A 16,501-nucleotide genomic window follows, 5' to 3' on the forward strand; every position below is an offset into this window, starting at 1 on the left:
TCGGATACTAATTTCAAATTCAGTATGCAGCAGCTAAATGGCTGAAACCAATTTTTTCACATTAATCCTCCCTTCATGAATAACAACGCTTTCATTTCTTGTTTTGATTTAAGCCCCGTTAGACCTAGTGGGGCTCAAATCAATCTATAGTCAAGTAGCTTATGTTCAATTAATGATCTAATTCTTTTGCCTCTCTATAATAGCTGTTAAAAAGGACAACGCTAGTCCCTGTCCCCAGCCTTGGGCCCATTTTCTCGGGATTTCTAAATAACCTTCGATGTTATTCATTACCGCAGTACCTCCAGATACATTCTGCACCTTTCCGTTATCGGCTATATTCGCCAATATTCCGTGTAATGCCCTTTGAACATATTTGGTATGTAATGGGTTGCCCTGCATAACCATCGCAGCGGCTATACCTGCTGAGGCAGATACTTCAGCATAAGCTTCTGGATGGTCAAGAACCGTTCCCCATAAGCCATCTTCTCTTTGCAATCTTTTGAGTGCAGCTAGCTGATCACGTAAGGAGCTATCGATATGCATAAATGGAGGATATAAATAAGGCTGAGGAAGTACTCTGCCAACTCTAGACATCGTATAGGCTGCCCATGCATTGGCTCTTCCCCAATAAATACCAGACATATGGTCCTTAGCGAGATGATTATAGCCGTGATACCAAAGGCTCGTATGCTCATCCTGCAAGTAATTAATATGCCAATAATATTGATGCAAAGCATCATCGATTAATACTTTATCATTAAGCATAACTCCTACTCGCAGTTCCAAATATGCCGCCATAAATAACGTATCTGCCCAGCATTGCTCCGGAAAGTCATTATTAGCAGATACCGTATGCTGAAGTACATGATCTCCGAAACGTAGAGCGTTATTCTTTATGTAATCGATCTTGCTCATAATAAGATCCAAATATTTTTGATCATTCGTTTGCTCGTATAACGTCACTAGCATATGTCCCATGGCACATGTATTTACTGTCCATGTAGGCAACCCTACTTCAATATATTCCTCACACCATGCCGCCATTCTGTCCAAATAATTCTGGTTTCCAGTAGCTTCAAATGCTCGGCTTACTCCGTAATAGGCAACGCCGCACGGCCAATCCCATGTTAGATCCATACTTAACGTATATTCTACAACTCGATCAATCGTAGCTTTCAATTCGTTGATGTCTGTATTTAATTTCATCATGTTATACCTCCTAAATCGAAGCTCTTGCAGCAGCAAGAGCTTCGATAGTTTTAGATGTTATATTCTGCTTTTTGAACTTCCTTCAAATAAAGGTTCAAAAAGCGGGCTTTCGCAAGCCGAGCAGGTGAAGCGCTACTTGAGAAAGGCGGAAGCGCAAGTGTACATCATTACGTACACGTGAACCTACAATGTTTCTGCAAGAAACATACATCGGAAGCTTATGCTAGACTTTCCAAGTTCGCTCCATATTCGATGTCGACTAAGCTACGATAGCGTAATCATCGTTATCAAAGTCCGCTTTTTGAACTTCCGCTATGCTATTAGCGGAAGTTGCCTTTTTCGATGATCCCCTGCTTCTCATCTAAAATTTCTTGGTATCCGGCTTCTAGATAAATTTGTTTAGATTTTTCATATAATGTATCAAATTGATCTTCAGGAGCAGTTACAATTTTAATATACAGTTCTTGGAACAATTCGTTCAGATCCGCTTTATATTCGCCAACCGTAGTTACAACATCAGTAAACAATGCATCTGGAGTACGATATTGTGCAGTATCAGCATAATATTTCAAGTGAGTTTCGATTAAAACCTCGTATCCTGGTGGTGCCCAGTTTCTAATCTGAGCTTTTTTGTTCACTTCTGCATCTGGATATTGTGCACTTTCTGTTACAATAGCCCAGTAATCTTTATTATTGTTCATAGATAAAACAGATTCACCAGTGTATTCTTCATTTTTCATTGCAATCCCTTCTGAATCAAGTGTATAGTTGTCACCTTCTACACCGTTTTGTAACAAGAATAGAACATCTGGTTGACTCATCCACTCTAGGAACTTCCAAAGTGCAATACGTTCAATTTCTGGAGTTTCATAGTTGACGCCCATAATGAAACCAAACGGCCAGTAAGCACGGCCTTGAGGTTGCAGACCCTCTGGAATACCAGCATTAGGTGGCAGAAGAGCAAACTCAGCTGTTGGATTATTTACCAGCGTCGCAGACATTACATCTGTATTGCTAGATAGATAAGTGGCATAAGTACCCGTTCTGCCAGCTACGAACTCTGATTTCACTTTATTGTCATCATCGCGTAAGTAAAACTCTTTATCAACAATTCCATTATTGTATTGATAATTCAAGTTTTTAAGATAACGTTCTGTTGCTACCGTTGTAAAATCTGCAACGGAAAGATCAGAATAAAGTGCACGATATTCTGCATCAATTGGCCAATCGCGGAATCCATAGTTATAGTTGAAGTTGTTACGAACCAAGGCTCCTCCAACGACTCCTAGACCAGCTTCTTTCCATTTGACAAGCATTTCATTATATTTCTCTAGTGAAGTTAAATCTTCTACTTTCAAACCAACCTGTTCAACCCAGTCTTTACGAATCAAAGTTAAGAAGTTATCCGCATCTGGACGACTTGCATAGAAAAAGATTTGTTCGTCATTAATAACACCATATTGTTCAATCGTAGAACTCATACTTGCCCAATAATTAGGTGCATAATTTGCAACTTCATCCCAATTGATAGGCTGTAAAACCTCTTCGCTGTAATAAGCGATCTGCTGTGGCATATCGTAGTGGAAAATGATATCTGGTGCTTTATGAGCTGCTAGCAGCTGTTGGAAATCCTGCACTTCATTACCACGAGAAATAGGTACATATTTCACCGTTACATTATTTTTATCTCCAAATTCTTTTTGAATCCAGCGAGTATAGTAGTTGTCAGCAACGTTCCAGCCTTCAAAAGCACGGTCATAAACGGGAATTTCAATCGTTACATTTTCCGGGAAACCTGCAGAATAATCAGTGAAAGCGCCCTCTTCTACATTATTTGTTGCAGCAGGCGGTGAAGATGGTTTCTCTGAGTTTACGGGTTTATTATTACCGTTTGAACTACATGCAGACAATAAACCAAAGACCATAACTAACGTTAAAACGATAACTACTAATTTTCTATTTCTCATTGCAAATTGCCTCCCTAATTAATATTAATGAAACAGTATTGAGTCCTTTTACTCTTTGACAGCACCAAGCATGACACCATTAACAAAATACTTTTGAATAAATGGATATATACAAACTATGGGAACGGTAGCAAAGATAACGCAGGCTGCTTTCAATACATCGGGATTCGTTACTTGCACCATAGTTGCCTCAAGTTGAAAGCTTTCGCTAGCTTCAATAACCATATAGTAAAGCTTTAATTGTAATGGACGCATTTCCGTATTCTGCTTAATATAGAACATCGCATCTTGATAGGCAATCCATCGGCCCACCGCATAAAACAGCGACAATGTTGCGATAATTGGCTTAGACAGTGGAAGTACAATGTTGAATAATATTCGAAAATGTCCTGCACCATCGATACGTGCTGATTCCTCTAAACTTACTGGAATACTGCTAGAGATCGCACTTCTCATAATTAAAAAGTTGAATGCACTAAATGCTTGTGGCAATATAAGTGACCATATGGTATCCAGTAGTCCAAGCTGATTAATAAGCATATACTCTGGAATTATTCCGCCGCTAAAGTATAGCGTCATTAAAAAGATAAATGTTATAGCTGTCCGTCCTTTAAGCTGTTTACGGGATAAAGGATAAGCTGCACAAATCGTTATAATCATACCAATTATTGTAAATGCTATTGTTACGACAACAGATACATATAAAGATCGTAAAATAGATGAATCACTTAGCACTTTTCCATACGCTTCAAAAGTGAATCCTAGTGGCCAAAGCATGACTTTATTCGCTAATACATAGGCGTCTGCACTCAACGACTTCGCCAAAGTGTGTACTAGCGGTAACAAGCATGCTAATGATGTCATAGCCACAAAAATATTGATTATAACATCCCACACATCAAACCGTTTTTTTCGACTCACCATAATTAGGTTATTAGATGCTTTCATAGTTTGTCTTCCTTTCTACAGTAAGCCGTCCTCGCCAAGTTTTTTGGCAATTCTATCAGCCAATATAACTAACGCAAGCCCTATTACTGCCTGAAACAGTCCTAGTGCAGTAGCTCTACTAAAATTACCACCTTCAATACCCCAACGATACACCAATACCTCTATAGTCGTTGTATACTCCGTGGTAGCCTTATTCGCAAGCGCATAAATCCGTTCGAAGGAACCGCCCATCACTCTCCCTAAATTCATGATCAATAGCGTAACGATCGTCACTCGAATACCAGGTAGTGTTACGTTCCACATTTTACGCCAGCGTCCTGCGCCATCGACAATTGCTGCCTCATATAGCTCCGGATTAATAGCACTCATCGAAGCTAAATAAATAATTGTCCCCCAGCCCATACTTTGCCAAACTCCAATAGCTAGATAGCTAATTAGCCAGTTATTATCCGCTTGCAGAAATGGAATCCGTGTGCCGCCCAATGAATCAATAATATTGTTGATAAGACCATTACCTAAACTTAGTAGTTGATAAGCAATTGCGCCGATAATAACCCATGATAAGAAGTGAGGTAGGTACAATAACGTTTGGTTAATTCTTTTCATTTTCACGCTTTTAATTTCATTAAGTAGTAACGATAAAACAATTGGCGCTGAGAAGCTTAGTATTAAGTCTGATACATTAAGAAGTAAAGAGTTTTTAATTGCTCTTGCAAAATCGCGTTTTGCAAAAATATCAAGGAATACTTGGAATCCTACCCAATCGCTATCCCAAAAACCTTTCGCAATTTTATAGTCCTTAAAAGCTACTATTGTTCCGAACATAGGCGCTATTTTGAATAGAGCTACAAAAATGATTGGGAGCAAAAGCATCAAGTATAATTCTTTGTCTCGCTTAATGTAGAACCATATTCCTTTGCCATCAACATCGCGTCTTTTTAAAGCGTTTACATTTTTCACATCTATACCTCCTCCTTCGATCTACATCCCCTTTTCAAATGTGAAACCTTGGCGAATTCGAAACCTTGGTAAATTTTTTATGTTTGAACGGAGAAACTACCTCAAATATTACACTGAGTCTTTAACAAACGTAAATCTTGAATTTTGATTGCAGCTATCATTTTTGATTATTGCCAAATTCCCTTGATACGACTAGGTTCTTACAAATTTCCATCCTAATTGAGCCTTCCCTTTCCCTTTTACTTCTAACATCTTCACGATGGATTTTTTTCTTGAAATCAAAAAATACAGTAGTAATCAAAACTAATCAATAGTATCCTGTCTGAACAGGATAAACAAAAATGGAGCCGTCTTCGGTGGTCTGTACTGACCACCGAAGACAGCTCCATTGAACTTATTGTTAGACATATTGTAGCATCTATTATGACGTTAGAGTCTTTGAGGTCTTTGAGATCTTAGCAGCCTTATAGCTAGTCGGAGAGATACCCTCGTACTTTCGAAAAAATCGATTGAAGCTTTGAACATTATAATATCCGACTTCGGTAGCAATTTTAGTAATATTAAGATTTGATTCCAACAGTAATTGCTTCGCCTTCTGGATCCGCAAGATATTAACGTAATCAATCAAGCTTTTGCCCGTTAGCTCGTATATAATTTTGCGCATATAAGAATAACTAATCCCGATTACCTTCGCCATATCTTCAAACACGATCTCTTCGCAAAACTTTTCTTCCAAGTAATGGATGATCCGTTCTCCGTAGTTAATTTCGCCCATATTGTGTGCAAGATACTGAATAATATCACTAAAGAACTCACATAAATGCTCTTCAATCTCATTAAGCGTATCAGCAGAAGCAATTGCATAATAGATATTCTCATGCCCCGAAAATATCCGCACTGTACTAATATTATTTTCCATTAGATGCCTTAAAGTTGCGCCTATCATTTGGTTGTAGATAAACAAAATATTATCGTAGGATATATATTCGACGGATTGAATCTCGTTACGAATGACTTCCATTTCTTTAATGATGCTTCCTAGATCTCCAATATCTAAATAATTGAGAATACGCCTTTCGCTGTTCGAGGGATAGATGTATTTTTTACCACGCTCGGCTCCCTGCTTCCAGAAAGTAATACCGCCACTCCCTTCGATCAAGCGATGTTTAATAACTTCCATCGCTTCCACCACTTGGTCAGAAATCATTGAACTCGTCTCTGTCGGACTACTCACACCGATAGTCACGGAGTTGCCAAGCAGTTCGGTCGCTATCTCGCGGATCGTGACGAGAACTCCCTTGATCCTATCCAAATTATTTTCCAATTCATCTTGCCCATAATTAATTACAATAGCGAAGCAGCCCTCACCTTTATATACACTTCGCGCATGTATACCATCTGGAAATTGACTCTCACATTGCGAGATAAGTAGATGTCTGTTGTAGCTACGTGTCTCTCGATTCGTCTTGCTCACATACCGCCTATGCTGATCAATAGATACAATAGCAACTAGGTAATTCGATTCTGGAAACAGCTCCGCGATCTGTTTGGAAACATCGCCGCGCAGCAGATTGTAAATTGCAAGTTTACGAGTATCTTGTTCACGCTCTTGAAGAAGCTTATGTAATCCCTCCTCTTCCTCTTCCATTCGCCTGAAAGCTGCGTCAAGATAAGCGAGTTCATTCTTACACGTCCCCCCCGGATTACCACGCGCACGCACCGCCCTAACCAGCTCACGCACCGGCTTGGACAGCCATATCGCTAGAAAGGCGATCAGTACTGTACCAACAAAAATGATAATCATCGTCAATAAAACAATACTGCGCTGCAAGTTATCAGTCTTGATCATCAGCTTATCCATCGAATAAATATTAACATACATCCATCCGAGCGGCTCCGAGCGGGACCATGTGTACAGCAAGCGCTCTCCTTCGAATTCATGGAATGTATAGCCCTCCGTCGTTCCCTTATTCAATATTTCTTGAATAAATGGCTGCTTGCTGCCATCGGTGAACAGCAAGTCCTTGTTATCATGTGAAATAATAGTGCCATCTGATGTCATGAGCAGGTAGTCATGCTCTCCCTGTTCTGATGAACTCAAGTAATCCCCCATTTGACTTTCTCGCAAATTGACGACTATAGTCCCACTTGTCGTCGTCGAAAGACTATTCAGTGGCAGCATATAAGATAAAACGTTGATCCCCGAGCTTAGCTTACGTGGAAACCATACACCGCTAATCCCTCTTTTTTCAGCAATAGCTTCCTCCATCCAGTCGGTGGAATCATATTGATCCAACATCGTAATTCCTTTGTCGGTTGAGACAACATAATCGGAATCATTTAAGTAAAAGTAAGAGGAATAGACGCCATCCACCCTGTGATTCAAATTTTTCAGCTCCTGCAATATCGCCTGTGCGCTGCTTACATTGCTATAATTTGAGTTAAGCTCAGCAAAGGTCTCAAAATTACGGATTTGATTAAATATGCTAGTTACAGTAAGCCGCACCGCATCCTGAGCAAGATTATTAAGCGCATTGTTATTGAGCTCACGATTCGCATTCAGTCCTGCCAAAGAGGATTCTGCGATCGCTTCCTCGGAATTATGTAGAATTTGTGTACCGCTATACCAAGTTAGAATTGCTGTCGGAATTGCCATAACGCAGAACAGAATCAGTGCCATTTGCAGCATCATAGGAATTCGTTTCATTAGGTCACTCCTCTTGCCATTAATTGTATTCATGGCTCCGTATAGTATACGCTTATTCCAGTATAAATTATATAAAGCGCTTTCATATGGCTGGTTTTTTGTTGTTTGGTGTTTAGTTCATATATTGAGAGAGAATTCCAAATAAAACCCAACATACAAATTTGGGTTTTATTATTGTAGTCACATCTGTGGTGCCTGCATTTGCGAAGTCTACATTCAAGAATTTATCCCCTTTACCTCGACTCCATATCCCTTTGATTTCCGTTTGAAATAGTTATCCTTTTCCTTATCGATCGCTTCAATTCCTAATACTTTCAGTTGAACGATCATCTCTTCATACTGTTTGTTAAACTCTTCGTCGTTCTTTGCCATAATGATGATCGCAATTTGCGATTCTTTATAGGCTTTAATTTTCATTTCATCGTTGGCTAGATCACTATCTACAGGCAACAAGTCACCGGGTATTATAAGTGGCGCCGTGTTATAAATTTGAATGCCGGACGTTCGGCTATACGCGCTAGATGCCCGGTAAACAGTTATGGCAGACATATCCGTCTCTTCGGTCGGCCCAGCGGAAACGCTCCAGATAAATGCGTTATGATGAAATGGCCAGAAAGCAAAAACTCCGGTATTCATATAGTCGGTTGCGTTCTTAATCCCTTGTTCCGTCTTCACCACTAGACCTTTATCGTCAATAGTGTAATCGACACCTTCAATTCCGAAGCTATGTAAGAGCATTCCTTCTTTACTAGTCATAAAGCTAAGCCATTTCGCCAGTTTTTCTGGCTCTTTGGTAGATTTAGAGATAAAGGTTTTCATCCAGCCGCCATCTGGCCGAAAGCTCTTCCCTAGAACTGGTATCGTCCCATTGTCAGATAAAATCGCGCCCGAGGATGTCCAGTAATCGTTATTAAAGTAGGCATTATTCGCCATGTTTCCGATAAATGTGAATACTCTCCCTGTAGCAATCTCTGCCTTCACCGCTGCATTATCTACCGTTAATTGACCTGGATCGAAGTAACCTCCCCGTTGGGCTTTATAGAGAAATTCCAACGCTTGTTTCGTTTCTGGAGCCAGAATGACATCCCGATAGTTACCCTGCTTATCAACTGGCATTGCGCCGAATGTATCCTGGAGGAAGCTCAATGTCGAATACTCCTGATAGGCTTTTCCATCCACTAGTAGAGGAATGATAGGCGCTCCATCAATCTCAAGGTTCAGGTCTTTAACTTTCTGATAGGCTGCAAGCAATCCTACTTCTGTCCTCAGGTCATCAAGCGTCAGGCCCGCTTCCTTCAGTATATTTTGATTCACGATAATACCTTGGTTATAACCATAGCTTAGCAAATCCCTGTAATATTGCTCGGAAAGTTGATATACCCTTCTAGCATCAGACGAGTTGATGTGGCTCGGATAAGCGTAGAATCCACCATCCCGTGCCTCGATGACTTCCTTCACATCGGCCGGAAATTCTTCGAGAATATGTGATTCAGGATCATATTGGGTAAGGAACTCGTCCAGATCCCAAACCTTCCCTGTCTCAATTAATTTACCTACCAAAATCGGATCAGTTAATGTCATTACATCAGGCAAATCTTCTTTCGAAACGAGCATCAGGTTCAGCTTCGTTGCACCACTTTGCGCTGGAATATTGAATTCGAACGTCAGTCCGGTCTGCTCCGTAATCGCACCTGCTACAGTCTTTGGATCTGTGCTCCATGTTTTGGGCGGATTCCAGAAGTCTACCGTCGAGAACCAGACTACTTTGGATGACGTCTGCGATTGAGTGTTGCCCTGCAATGCAGTTTTCGCTGAATAGTTAACTCCTTCGTTATTTCCTTTCGAAGTACAACCTGCTAACATCATAGCAATTATGAGAAAAGCATAGACGAGCAATTTCTCTTTCTTAATCTTCATAAGAGTGTAAATCCTTCCTTTATAGAGTTCCAAATACCGTAATCGATATCAAGGCTACCATTTATAGCTTACGAAACTTACTTGGCGTAATTCCGAAGTGCTTTTTGAATAGCTTGTTGAAATGAAAATAATCTTTGTACCCCACTCTATGAACAATGTCTTGAATCGAAAGATCTGGATCGTTCATTAACTCCTTAGCTGTATTTAATCGCTTATACATAATATAATCTGAATAGGTTACCCCTGTTTCTTTCTTGATCAAAGTACTCACGTACCCGAGACTAAAATTGAAGTCTTTGGCAATCTCACTTAACAAAATATCCTCGGTAAAGCTACTGTCAATAAATTTGATAATTTTCATTGCTTTTTCATTGGGGATATATACTTCTTCTCCGCTCAATTGATTGAAGAATGCTTTCAACCCATCGAAGAGTTGTTTGATTGATTCGTATGACCGGGCGATAGACTCATAATGGAGATGGGAAATTTCGTTGATCTTGCCCGAATGCCCATGGTATTTGTAAACAAGTGAAACGACTTGATTATAGATCGAGGATATAAGATCGATATTTATAAATTGATTATTGCACTCATCTCCTAAGCGACTCAGAAGGGTTTCGATTTTCTCTCGTGTTTGTTCTTTGATGGACACTTCCAGATTCAGAATTATTTTACGAATCTCTGGCGGAAGCTCTTGTGCTTCGTAATATAAGGTCTGTTTCCCACGATGAAAGCTAGTCGTGAACATCGCGATATCTGATTCCTGATAAAGCTTGGCAATCGGTGCAGAATATAATCCGATGCTACTGATCCCAACGAACTCCACACCAGCTAGGTTATCCGTGATATAATCCACTACTTTGACGGGGTGCTTGCTTTCATCATAATTGATAAGCATCGAAACTTTGTTATGTCCTGTGCGAATCCGGACAGACTGCAGTCCATTCACCTGCAACTTCTGTTCAGAGAAAAGAGATATCGTTGAGGAAGAATATCTGCAGCAAAGAAATCGGTAATGCGGATAATTAAATGCTAGCCCTCTGTTAGACAGAAAATTTCCGATTGTAAAATTATTATCCGATTCCAAAAACTCGAACAGATCATCTAGTGGCAATTCCTTCTCCTGCGTTGCCTTTTTCTTTTGCAGCATTCCCACCTTAAACCGCTCAACCATACTTAGTAGCTTGTCTTTTTCAATCTGCTTTAACAAATAATCGAATGCTCCTAAGCGTACCGCCCTTTGGGCATAAGCGAAATCCGCATATCCACTTATGAGGGCAACCTTTGTTTCTAATTTCAGCCCATTTACTTTTTCCAATAGTTCGATTCCGTCCAGTCCAGGCATCCGAATATCAGAAATAACCAGTTCCGGTTTTTTATCTATAATAATGTCCAGCGCAGTCAAACCATCATGCGCTTCTCCAATAATAGTGAATCCGAGACTCTCCCAATCTATTAAATTCGCAATTCCATATGCAACCCAAGGTTCATCGTCAACAATCAATACGTTATACATTGGCCTCCCCCATCTCTTTAATGCCCATATCCGTAGGTATTGTAATACATATAGTGGTCCCTTTCTTCCATTCACTGTCGATCGTCAAATCCGCTTGATCTCCATAAAATAGTTTAATTCTGCGATAACTATTAGCTAGCCCAATGCCTTGGCTAACATCATTCAACTGGTTTCCGGATGTTTCTAATTGCTGCAATGAAACCCTCAGTTCTTGGAGACGGTCTGCTTCTATTCCACAACCATCATCTGCGATCGTAACTCGAATCATATTCTTTCCAATCCTGACAATGCTAACATTAACTATTCCTGGAGCGATCTTTTTCTCCAGCCCATGAAATACTGCATTCTCCACTAAAGGCTGAAGTAGCATTTTTAATATCTTGACTTTATAGACGCTTTCATCAGCGTTAATGACAATTTTAATTTTCCCTCGAAAACGAAACTCAATAATGTTGGCGTATTCCTGTATATGAATAATCTCATCTTGAATAAATACAATATTGTCTCCTTTTACGGAGTAACGGAACATACTCGACAGAGATGTGGAGATATGTGCGATATCCTCTACTTTATGAAATAAAGCCATCGCTCTGATCAATTCAAACGTATTATATAGGAAATGAGGATTTATTTGGTTGCGTAAAGTCGAGACCTCCATTTGTTTATTTACGATTTCAGTTTCATACATCCTCAGCTGCACATTTTGAACATCTTGACTTAATGTATCGATATCATCAAGCATCTGATTCAAGTTATTAGCAAGCACTCCGATTTCATTGTGGTAAACGACATTAAACCTACTTTGACCGTCGCTTCTCGCATAATTTTTCACGAAATCTAGTAAAGCTTTAACAGGCTTCAGAATACGACTATAGAATATGAGCAAAAACAAACAGAATATCGAGAATATAATGATATACGTAACAATATTTAAGCGCTTAATGATGTTCAGATCTGCCAGAAGCTCCTTTTTGGGGATGATGCTAATGATTTTCCAACTATTGTAGGCCAGCGTAATATCTTGAACAATATAGTGATTATCATTGCGCAACACTTCTACTTGAACTAGTTCTTCCGTGCTTACCTCATCTGTACCCGTTATTATTTGATCGTTTTGATCGACAAGCAACAGTTTAGAGTTCTGTGAAAGCTTTGATTTGCTAAGTATATTTTTGAAGTGCATGACGTCCATAATGAATACGCACATCCCTCGATAATCCTCAAGTACGCGATTGTTTTGCAAATTATACACCGGAACGGAAATCGTATAATATGTACCGTTCAATTGATTAGGATTAACGACCGAATATTCGATATCAGACACTTTTCGCTTCATTACTGGGGAATAAGCTTGTCCGGCACTTGCGGCCATCTGACCTTCCCTGTCATAGAGCTGAATGCCCATCATGTTCTCCTTCAAAGCAAGCGTACTGGAAAATACAGATAACATTTCTTTATTCATTAAAATTCTTGTTAGATCTTCATTCATACTCAAATACGATTGGATCGTCGGACTGTAAAGCAATGAATAAGAAATACCGTCCATATCCTTAAAAAAGCTCGCCATCGTTTCTTCGATCTGCAATATAATTTTATTCGAGGACTCCGTAACCTTATTCTCGACAGTGCGCTCAGCAATTTTGTTAGAAATGATAAAAGAACTCAAGAGAATGATTAGCATAAACAAAATAAGATACATAATTTGTTGAATCAGGCTGAGCTTCTGAAGTCGTTCCTTCATATAGTATTTCCCACTCCTATACCACCAATTAACTTTTCTATTGATTTATTGATATATATGTTAATTCAATTTTATGATAAGCGTTTTCATTCAATAATGCAATTTACAAAAAACAAGCTGCTCCGCTAGCTATTTTCGCTAATGGAGCAGCTTGTTACATATCAAAGTCTACTGTTTTGAACTTCCGCTTAAAGTGAAAGATATACGAGGATTATGCTGATGACTGTCGAACATATTAGAAGTATAGGAGCGATGCAGAATGTCTACTATTCATAATGTCGATCTTCACAGTATTCCCCTCTATTTCGTTTATGAGCGCAAAAGTATGAATGAGAAGCAATTTCAAGGCGTATTTCATGCCCATCAGGGCGTCGAGATTCTAATGATACATGAAGGCAACGGCACTCTCATTGTCGATCAAAAAAGCTATGAAATAAAATCGGGATTAATTTGTGTATTTCAGCCATACACATTACATTACGTTCAGATGAATATTAGTGAGGATGTTCCGTTTGTACGCTCAATCGTTCATTTTGAGCCTTCCTTATATGAAGCTTACTTTGAAAAATGGCCTGCCCTACAAAGTTTTTTCAAGTATATACATAAAGGCAATCTCCCCGCTTCAGTTTGGTGTAACCAAGTCGAAATGGAGCGGCTAGCGACTGTTTTACATAGTTTGGATGAGAATATTTCCGAGTTGTCCAAAGACCGATATTTCGAGGAATTTTCTTTGTTTTTGATTTCATTTTTCCGAACTTTCAAGCGGATCTGGGAAAGTAATGCGTTAAGCCCCTCTGACCAAAAGGAAAGACGAAAACCACATCAGGTTGAACGAATAATGGAGTGGTTGGATAACAACTTCAAAGAGCCTTTGCGTCTAGAGAGCATGAGCCGCGATTTACATCTTTCTGCGCATCATTTATCTCACTTATTCAAAGACGCCACTGGTAGCAGCATTACTGATTATCTTACAGCAAAGAGAATGCAGCAAGCGCTGCTACTACTTATGTCCAGTGATTATGCCGTTGCACGCATAGCCGAGGAAGTAGGAATTACGAATTGCTCGCACTTCATCAAGCAATTCAAAAACCATTTCGGTTCGACACCGCACCACTATCGCAACCGATGGCTTAACAATATTCAGCAGTACAAATAACTGCGAAATTCTACTATTATTTATAGGATTAGCTACACATTAAGCCTTAGTTTAATTACACAATGCGATATGCATCACGCTGTGCAATTAAACTAAGTTCAGCCGCCTTAAACGCATGCTCTTGCGTCATTGCATACTCCGTACGGTTCAAACAATCTACTATTAATTGACCAAAATACGGATAGCCAACTTTTCCCGCAACATGTATATGCTGTTCTCCTTCCCCGTTGACGAGATATACATGGTCGCCTGAGCTTTCTCTTCCAATATCAACATACTTACGTAATTCAATATATCCATCCGTACCCAAAATCGTCGTTCGTCCATCTCCCCATGTGCTTAGACCTTCTGGCGTGAACCAATCCACCCGGAAATAACCAGTTGCTCCGTTATCGCCAATGAACGTTGCATCGCCGAAATCCTCGAATCCCGGATACTGAGGATAATGATAGTTTGCGACTTTACTATGAGCTAAAGTCGCATTTTTTGCTCCTGTAAAGTATAAAAATTGTTCGATTTGGTGACTCCCAATATCGCAAAGTATGCCGCCGTATTGTTCACTTTGGAAAAACCACTCTGGTCTTTGCGCCAAGTTAATGCGATGCGGTCCAAGACCTAACACTTGCAGCACTCGTCCAATCGCTCCTTGCTCAATCAATTGACCCGCGTAGACTGCACTTTCATTGTGCAACCGCTCACTGTAATAAACCGCATATTTTCTGCCTGTTTCTTGTACCATCGAACGAGCAGATTCGAGCTGATCCATAGTTGTAAACGGGGCTTTATCTGTAAAATAATCTTTGCCTGCTGCCATAACTTGTAGTCCAAGCGCACAACGTTCGGATGTAATGGCCGCTCCTGCAACGAGCTTAACCTCCTGATCCTGCAGTATCTCTTCTAACGAACTCGCAACACGAATATTTGGGTATTTTTCTATGAATTTATTTACTTTCTCTTGATCAGGATCGTATACCCACTTCAATTGGCCGCCTGCTTCTAGAAGCCCATTACACATCCCATAAATATGACCATGATCTAAAGCCGCAGCAGCAAAAATAAATTGTCCTGGTTCACATACCTGATTGCTCTTACCTACTGGTGCGTAATACATACCGTTGTTTTTCTGCATAATAATCATCTCCTAAAACTTTTTATGATCATGTCTAGAGCTACTACCTCGCAAATAAAAAGTAGCACCGAAAGCCTAAGCTAAGATTTATAATTACTACCAGTTGTAATGGATGTCGCTTGAAAGTTTTCAATGGAAGTTTGTTTCTCATAGAAATGGGTTGCATTTGCTTGAATGCCTTCCCTCGTATAGAAAGGATCATTAGGCTGAAGCGGCAATTGTACTAATTCGCCTGTACTTGCTGACTTATAGATCGCAGTGATCAGCTCTAATGTTTGACGACCACTCATTCCATCAATAAGTACTTCTGATGCTCCTTCAATAGCTGAAAGCATGTTATCAATTTGTCCCGTATGCCCTTCATAAGCGACCTCTGGTAAACTCTCATACAGCTCATGAAGCTTGTTCTCAAGCTCCTCATTCGGTTTGGGGAATCCATTCTCAGTAGAGATAGAAGCTTTCACCTTCCATGGGACAGATATTCGGGCGTTTTTGCCTTGCATAATTAACTGCTGCTCTTCACCGTGATGAACAACTGAGCTTGTAATTTGACCAAGAGCGCCTCCATCAAAACGAAGCATAGCCATCGACAAATCTTCTACCTCGGCATTATCATGCGATACATTGCTCATAAAGGCTTGTACTTGGCTCGGACAGCCTACCATCCAGAGCATGGCATCGATATGATGTACAGCATGATTTAACGTTGGCCCTCCTCCTTCTTTTTCCCAGGTGCCTCTCCACCACAAATCATAGTAGCAGTGACCTCTCCACCAGAAGGAGTCAACTTGTACATGTACGATTTCTCCCATTAGACTACTATCAATGACCGACTTTAATTTCATCATGGGCGTTCTGAATCTATTTTGCGCAACAATAGACAACAATTTATCCGTTTTTTGAGCAGCCTCATTCATCTGATCACATTCCGCCAATGAGGAAGCCATCGGTTTCTCGACCAATACATGCTTGTTAGCTTCAAGAAATTCAACAGCCAAAAAAGCATGTGTATAGGGCGGCGTGCAAATGGATACTACATCAATATCTTCAGCCAAAATATCTTTATAATCGGTATATGCACTTGCTTCAAGCCCAAATTTTTGAATTTGTTCTAAAGCTTTTTTCTCATAAATGTCGACAATAGCTACAATCTTACAACGGGTAGGAAACTGTAGGTACGCTTCAATATGGGCGCTGGAAATAGCACCCGAACCAATAATAGCTACTTTTAGCATCGCTAAACCTCCAATA

At 39.9% G+C, this 16,501-nt stretch carries 11 protein-coding genes; 1 reads left to right on the forward strand and 10 read right to left on the reverse strand.

From position 1 onward, the window contains the following. Positions 1-177: 177 nt before the first annotated feature. The 8 genes from AC1TO5_RS09360 to AC1TO5_RS09395 form a co-directional block, all read right to left on the reverse strand. Entirely contained in the window at positions 178-1,209 is a 1,032-nt protein-coding gene (locus tag AC1TO5_RS09360; RefSeq protein ID WP_482062550.1) for a glycoside hydrolase family 88/105 protein, read from the reverse strand. 320 nt (positions 1,210-1,529) lie between these two features. Further along, positions 1,530-3,176, reverse strand: coding sequence for an extracellular solute-binding protein (locus tag AC1TO5_RS09365; RefSeq protein WP_482062551.1), 1,647 nt, complete (start codon positions 3,174-3,176; stop codon positions 1,530-1,532). 48 nt (positions 3,177-3,224) lie between these two features. Beyond that, positions 3,225-4,124 carry a carbohydrate ABC transporter permease gene (locus AC1TO5_RS09370; RefSeq protein WP_482062552.1) on the reverse strand — a complete coding sequence of 300 codons (900 nt, stop codon included), beginning with the start codon at positions 4,122-4,124 and terminating at the stop codon, positions 3,225-3,227. Positions 4,125-4,139: 15 nt separating this feature from the next. Further along, entirely contained in the window at positions 4,140-5,084 is a 945-nt protein-coding gene (locus tag AC1TO5_RS09375; protein WP_482062553.1) for an ABC transporter permease, read from the reverse strand. 421 nt (positions 5,085-5,505) lie between these two features. After that, complete coding sequence (locus AC1TO5_RS09380; RefSeq protein ID WP_482062554.1) at positions 5,506-7,791, reverse strand: helix-turn-helix domain-containing protein; 2,286 nt, start codon at positions 7,789-7,791, stop codon at positions 5,506-5,508. 216 nt (positions 7,792-8,007) lie between these two features. Then, complete coding sequence (locus tag AC1TO5_RS09385) at positions 8,008-9,708, reverse strand: extracellular solute-binding protein (RefSeq protein ID WP_482062555.1); 1,701 nt, start codon at positions 9,706-9,708, stop codon at positions 8,008-8,010. Positions 9,709-9,769: 61 nt separating this feature from the next. Then, the gene (locus tag AC1TO5_RS09390) at positions 9,770-11,224 is read right to left on the reverse strand and encodes a response regulator transcription factor (RefSeq protein WP_482062556.1); all 1,455 of its coding nucleotides are present in this window, start codon (positions 11,222-11,224) and stop codon (positions 9,770-9,772) included. Next, positions 11,217-12,965, reverse strand: coding sequence for a cache domain-containing sensor histidine kinase (locus tag AC1TO5_RS09395; RefSeq protein WP_482062557.1), 1,749 nt, complete (start codon positions 12,963-12,965; stop codon positions 11,217-11,219). Before AC1TO5_RS09395 ends, AC1TO5_RS09390 begins: the two co-directional genes overlap by 8 nt. Positions 12,966-13,224: 259 nt before the next feature. On the opposite strand from AC1TO5_RS09395, the gene AC1TO5_RS09400 reads away from it, so the two are divergent. After that, the gene (locus tag AC1TO5_RS09400) at positions 13,225-14,121 is read left to right on the forward strand and encodes a helix-turn-helix domain-containing protein (protein WP_482062558.1); all 897 of its coding nucleotides are present in this window, start codon (positions 13,225-13,227) and stop codon (positions 14,119-14,121) included. A gap of 55 nt (positions 14,122-14,176) precedes the next feature. On the opposite strand, the gene AC1TO5_RS09405 is transcribed toward AC1TO5_RS09400, so the two are convergent. Further along, entirely contained in the window at positions 14,177-15,250 is a 1,074-nt protein-coding gene (locus AC1TO5_RS09405; protein ID WP_482062559.1) for a Gfo/Idh/MocA family protein, read from the reverse strand. A gap of 80 nt (positions 15,251-15,330) precedes the next feature. Continuing rightward, the gene (locus AC1TO5_RS09410) at positions 15,331-16,485 is read right to left on the reverse strand and encodes a Gfo/Idh/MocA family protein (RefSeq protein WP_482062560.1); all 1,155 of its coding nucleotides are present in this window, start codon (positions 16,483-16,485) and stop codon (positions 15,331-15,333) included. Positions 16,486-16,501: the final 16 nt, after the last annotated feature.

The sequence above is a fragment of the Paenibacillus sp. Y930 genome (genome assembly GCF_056786375.1).

Bases quoted from the DNA above. Each gene is read 5' to 3' on its own strand.
- AC1TO5_RS09380 (WP_482062554.1), bottom strand. From the start codon at position 7,791: ATGAAACGAATTCCTATGATGCTGCAAATGGCACTGATTCTGTTCTGC.
- AC1TO5_RS09400 (WP_482062558.1), top strand. From the start codon at position 13,225: ATGTCTACTATTCATAATGTCGATCTTCACAGTATTCCCCTCTATTTC.
- AC1TO5_RS09370 (WP_482062552.1), bottom strand. From the start codon at position 4,124: ATGAAAGCATCTAATAACCTAATTATGGTGAGTCGAAAAAAACGGTTT.
- AC1TO5_RS09410 (WP_482062560.1), bottom strand. From the start codon at position 16,485: ATGCTAAAAGTAGCTATTATTGGTTCGGGTGCTATTTCCAGCGCCCAT.
- AC1TO5_RS09385 (WP_482062555.1), bottom strand. From the start codon at position 9,708: ATGAAGATTAAGAAAGAGAAATTGCTCGTCTATGCTTTTCTCATAATT.
- AC1TO5_RS09360 (WP_482062550.1), bottom strand. From the start codon at position 1,209: ATGATGAAATTAAATACAGACATCAACGAATTGAAAGCTACGATTGAT.
- AC1TO5_RS09395 (WP_482062557.1), bottom strand. From the start codon at position 12,965: ATGAAGGAACGACTTCAGAAGCTCAGCCTGATTCAACAAATTATGTAT.
- AC1TO5_RS09405 (WP_482062559.1), bottom strand. From the start codon at position 15,250: ATGCAGAAAAACAACGGTATGTATTACGCACCAGTAGGTAAGAGCAAT.
- AC1TO5_RS09365 (WP_482062551.1), bottom strand. From the start codon at position 3,176: ATGAGAAATAGAAAATTAGTAGTTATCGTTTTAACGTTAGTTATGGTC.
- AC1TO5_RS09390 (WP_482062556.1), bottom strand. From the start codon at position 11,224: ATGTATAACGTATTGATTGTTGACGATGAACCTTGGGTTGCATATGGA.